Annotated in this window: 5 protein-coding genes; all 5 read right to left on the minus strand. The window is 62.3% G+C overall.

Annotated features, from left to right (window positions below; translation table 11 throughout):
- A partial coding sequence (locus AYR66_RS29470; protein ID WP_206047106.1) for an ABC transporter ATP-binding protein occupies window positions 1-670 on the minus strand: 670 nt, incomplete at its 3' end.
- Entirely contained in the window at window positions 667-1644 is a 978-nt protein-coding gene (locus AYR66_RS08410; RefSeq protein ID WP_088707130.1) for a branched-chain amino acid ABC transporter permease, read from the minus strand. The genes AYR66_RS08410 and AYR66_RS29470, both read right to left, overlap by 4 nt.
- Window positions 1644-2519: a branched-chain amino acid ABC transporter permease gene (locus AYR66_RS08415; RefSeq protein ID WP_088707131.1), complete on the minus strand. Its 876-nt coding sequence runs from the start codon at window positions 2517-2519 to the stop codon at window positions 1644-1646. The genes AYR66_RS08410 and AYR66_RS08415 overlap by 1 nt, the downstream gene beginning before the upstream one ends.
- A 41-nt stretch (window positions 2520-2560) precedes the next feature.
- On the minus strand, window positions 2561-3751 hold the full coding sequence (locus AYR66_RS08420) for an amino acid ABC transporter substrate-binding protein (RefSeq protein WP_206047107.1): 1191 nt from the start codon (window positions 3749-3751) through the stop codon (window positions 2561-2563).
- A gap of 25 nt (window positions 3752-3776) precedes the next feature.
- Window positions 3777-5070, minus strand: a 1294-nt coding sequence (locus AYR66_RS29475) for an outer membrane beta-barrel protein (RefSeq protein WP_206047108.1), incomplete at its 5' end; no start/stop codon positions are given.

Raw genomic sequence — 5070 nt, forward strand, 5'->3', positions numbered from 1 at the left:
TCGGGCCTTCGGCGAATTTCTTTCCGAAGTTAATGACAAGCAAGCGGTTGCAGCACTCGCGCACGACACGCAGCACATGCTCGATGATGATGATGCCGTCCACTTCGTTGCGAAGCGACTTGATCAGATCGATCAGTTCCGTCACTTCCGAGTCGACCAGGCCGGCGCCCACTTCATCCAGCAGCAAGACCTTGGGTTCAAGTGCAAGCGCGCGTGCCACTTCGAGGCGCTTCCTGCGCAGCAGCGGCAGCTCGCGGCAGCGCAGGCTGGCGACGTCCGACAGGCCGGTCCTCTCGAGGATGGCGTCGCATGCGGCTTGCGCGCGTGCGCTGCGGTCCCACGGATGCAGGGAGAAGCGCGCGGCCAGCAGGTTCTCGCGGACCGTCATGTCGAGGAACGGCCGCGGGATCTGATAGGTGCGTCCGATGCCAAGGCGTGCCCGGTCGGGCGCCGACATGGCGGTAATGTCCTTGCCGTTGAAATGGATGCTGCCATCGCTCGGGGAAAACGCCCCGCCCAGCAAGCTGATCAGGGTCGATTTTCCGGCGCCGTTGGGACCGATGATGCCCATCACTTCGCCGCGTGCAAGCTGCAGCGACACATTGTCGGTGGCAACCAGGCCGCCGTAGCGCTTGACAAGGCCCTTTGCTTCAATCAGCGGATCGTTCATGCGGCACCTTTGCGAGCAGGAAGACGGCGGCTGGCCAGGCCCACGAGCCCTTGCGGCGCGAAGCGGATGACCAGAATCAGGATCAGGCCGGTAATCGACAAGTGCAGCGCCGGATAGTCGGCGAGCAATTCACCCAGCGCGACGACGAAGATGGCCCCGACGAGCGGGCCCGCGCGCAGCCCCTTGCCGCCAATGATCACGATCGACAGCACATTGATCGTCCACTGCACGCCGAACATGCCGTAGGGTTCGACCATGCCCAGTTTCAGGCCCTGCAACGCGCCCGCCATGCCCATCAGGAAGCTGGCGAGCCCGAAGGCGATCAGCTTGATGCGGAACGGACGCACGCCGATTTGCGCGGCGGCATCCTCGTCGTCGCGCAGGCTGCGCAGCAAAATGGAAAAGCGGGAGGTGGTGGCAAGCGTCATCACGACGGTCGTGAACGCGACAAGCGCCACCGCGATCCAGTACAGTGCTTGCAGGCTCGGCGGATCAACCTCCAGGAACAGGCCGCTTGCGCCGCCAAAGCCGCTGTAATTGACCATGAACATGCGCAAGGCTTCCGCCAGCGCCAGCGTGCCCACCGTGAAGTAAAGACCGCGCAACCGAAAGACCGCGCGCGACACCAGGACGGCGAGCAGCGCCGCGACGACGCCGGCGGCCGGGATGGCTGCGGCAAGCGGAACGCCGCCCTTGTTCAGCAGGCCGATCAGTACGTAGCCGCCAATGCCGACAAACGAAGCGGTGCCCAGCGATACCATGCCGCCATAGCCCGCGAGCAGGTTCCAGGCTTCCGCCAGCACGATGAACAGTATCAGGCGGAACCCGATTTCCAGCGCATAGTCCGACAATATCGGACCGGCCACACAAAGTGCAGCGAGACAGGCGGCAAGGATGGTCGCGGTCTTGCGCATCCGGTTGGCGGGAAGCCGCGCCGCCGGGACTGTGGCCACATAGACGGATTGGGTCGTCATTATCGTGCCCCTTTCATTGAAATGCCTTGCGGCCGCAGTGCGAGCACAAGGAGAAACAGTACCAGTCCGACAAAATCGCGATAGCCGTCGCCCAGCACCAAGGCACCCACGCTCTGCAGCAGTCCCATCGCAATGCCCGCCACCAGAGTGCCGAAAATATTGCCGACACCGCCGAGCACGACCACGGCAAAGCTGATCAGGAGATAGGTAGCGCCGCTGCTTGGCGTAAAGGTGAACGCCGTTCCGAGCAGCACGCCGCCCATTGCCGCGCAGGCTGCGCCAAGGGAAAACGTCAGCGCATGCACGCGGCGTACATCGACTCCCATCACCGCTGCAGCTGTCGCATCGGCGGTACTGGCGCGCAATTCGCGGCCGAAGGCGGTTCGGGTCACCAGCAGATGCACCAGCCAGACCAGGACAACCGAAATGCAAAAGCCGATCAGGTAGATCTTCGGCACCGTGATCGGGCCTACCGCAAGTGGGCTAGCCGCATATGGCGTCTCGATGGTGCGCGTGTCGGCGGTAAACGCGAGCAGGTAAAGATTCTGCAGGATGATGGACACGCCAAACATGGTCATCATCGGCGCCTCCATCCCCTTTCCGCTCAAGGGTGCGATCAGCAGCCGCTGGAACGGCATGGCGATGATTGCCATCACCGCGCCGACCAGCAACAGACCAATAGCCGGATCGATTCCCGCATGACGCAGGATGAAATAGGCGAGGTACGCGCCCCCGACCAGCAGTTCACCATGCGCGAGATTCACCAGGCCCATCACACCCAGGGCGATCGACAGCCCCAGCGCGGTGAGCGAAAGAACACCACCGAGCAGGATGCCCGATACCAGGCTGCTTCCCACCACATCAAAACTAGGCATACGTGCCTCCGATCAGTGTTGACATTGCGATTCCGGATGGATCACTGCGATGATGGCAACGGGAAGAGCAGCTTGGCGTTCGCGCGGTCCTTCGGCCAGACGACCCTGGACTTGCCGCCTTGCCATTGCATGACCGTGATCGGAATGCGCGAGGTATGGTCGGCGTCAAACTTGACTGGGCCGACGACATAGGTCTTGTCGGTCTTTGCAATCGCCGCATTGATCTTTTCGCGGTCGGTGGAGCCTGCAGCAGCGATCGCATCGAGCAGCACCTGCGCTGCCGCGTGTGCATCGGCGATATGCTGGCTTTGGGTCTGCTTTGTTTCTGCTTCGAAGCGTTTGGCGAGATCAGCCGCGCCGGGATACGGGAAGCTCGGATCCCAGTAGCCGCCGACCAGCACACCGTCTGCAAGCTTGCCTGTGGCCTGGGCAAAATACTCAGGTTCCGCCCCCTTTTCCACAACAAGGAGTTTCGGATTGAATCCAGCGGACGCCATTTGCTTGCGGATGGCCACGCCTTGCGGCGGAATCGCATCGACCAGCACGACATCGGCATTCGATGCCTTCGCTTGCGCGATCATTGAAGTGAACTGCTGGGCATCGGTCGGGAACGAATTGGCGGCGACCACCTCATAACCACCCGCCTTGGCCGACGCCGGCCATATCTGCCCGCCGACGACCTGACCATCCGGACCGTTGTCGTGCAATATTGCGACTTTCTTGTTCGTCTCGAGGTTCATCTCGGCCAGCATACGGAACGGTGCGGTGGCGAGATCGTTCTCGTCAAAGAACAAGACCCAGGCGTAATTCCACTTGCGCACCGAGCGAAAAGCCTGCAACGGATCGCACCCGGCAACGAGGGGAACCTTGCGGCGCTCGGCAATCAGTGCCCCGGCATTGACCAGCGCCGGGGTGCACGAACCGAGCATCGCCACCACCTTTTCCCGCGAAATCAGGGTTTCGGTGTTGCTGGCGGTGACGTTCGAATCCGTCTTGTCGTCGCGGATGACGAGACGCACCCTGGTCTTGGCACCATCGACCATGATGCCCCCGGCTTTGTTCACGTCATTGACGGCGGTTTCGTAACCCCATTTCTGGTACATGCCGAATCCTGCCAGCGGCCCTGATAGCGGCAATGACGCACCGATCACAATTTCGTCGGCGGCCCAGGCAACGCTGGCCGACGATGCGAGGAGAGCACAGGCGAGCGCGCCCAATAGTGTCTTTTTCATGGATGTCCCCAACTTGTTATGTTGATTAGAAATAAACAACGACATCAGCGGAAAGCGTGGTCTGCCGCTCGGCCGTGCTCGCTCCGAATGCTTTCACTCCTCGATTGCCCGACTGCCAATCGTGCCGAATCTCCGGCCTGAAAACAACATTCGGATTGATGTCCCATCGCGCGCCCAGCGTGACCGCATTGAAGTCGCCGGCCACCGCCGTCACCGGGAACAAGGCAACGCCACCGCGGTCCCTGAACTTCTCGAGTCGGATGCCGTATTGCACGGAAGGCGTGGCGGCGTAGACGAGGTGCACGTTCGCGCCGCTGTATGACGCCCCGGAGAAGAAGTTGCCGGCCGCCGGATTGAATGTCAGCACATCGATGGTGCCCGGCAGGCCGTCGCCGTGCTGCTTGCCGTACAGGAGTTCGGCGGTTGCCTTCCAGCGCTCCAGCGGTTTGAAGCTGACGGACAGCGAATGATGTTCTCGCAGCTGGCCGCGCGGCGAAATGATCCGCGCGATGGGCATCTGCGGTGCGGACACGACGTTCGGATCGTTCTGTTCATTGCCGCGCATGAAACTGTAATCGACCCAGGTGTTCATGTCCCCGCTTCGCCAGCGCAGCGCGCCGATGATGCTCTTGTCGTCGTTGTTGTCCTTCCAGTTCTGGCGGCCGTTGACCACGCCGAGCTCGCCCGCCAGCAGGCCTAGTTCGTTATTCATCAGGTTGGCGGAAAGCAGCGCGCCGGCGACCTGGTCGGGCTGGGCAACGAAGGCGTAGGTTTTCGAATAGAAGAAGTTCGGACCGGGGCGAAATTCGGGCGGGATCTCATGGCCGACGCCGGCGCCGAAGCGGCCTGCGGTCAGCGCCACACCCATCCCGACCGGGAAAAAGTACTGCGCATAGACTTGCGGCATCGCGAGGTAATTCTGCCGGTTGGAACCGGGTACGACGCCTGCCGGCGTGCGGTTGACACCCCAATCCGCATCGTAGCCGAGCATGCCTGCCGGCAGGCCGTTGCGGCCGTACAGGAGCTCTGCCCGGAATCCGAAGGAGCCTTCCCACGGCATCGGGCCGGGCAAGGGTGTGATCCGGGGCAGGATATTGGTCTGGATCGGCCTTTCGAGCGCGAGCTGCAAGGCATTGGTCTGCAAGCCCTCATCGGCCGGGCCGACAACCGGGAAATTGGAATGCCCGCCGGTGGCCTGGTTATGCGTGCTGACATTGTTGGATGACAGGCCGAGCTGCAGGAATCCGAACGCCTTGATGCCGGTCGCATGCTCGAGCGCATCGCCGAACAGTGAGTACGGCGCGGCGGGCGCCGCGGCC

The organism is Noviherbaspirillum denitrificans, assembly GCF_002211445.1.
GTDB classification, from domain to species: Bacteria; Pseudomonadota; Gammaproteobacteria; order Burkholderiales; family Burkholderiaceae_D; genus Noviherbaspirillum; species Noviherbaspirillum denitrificans.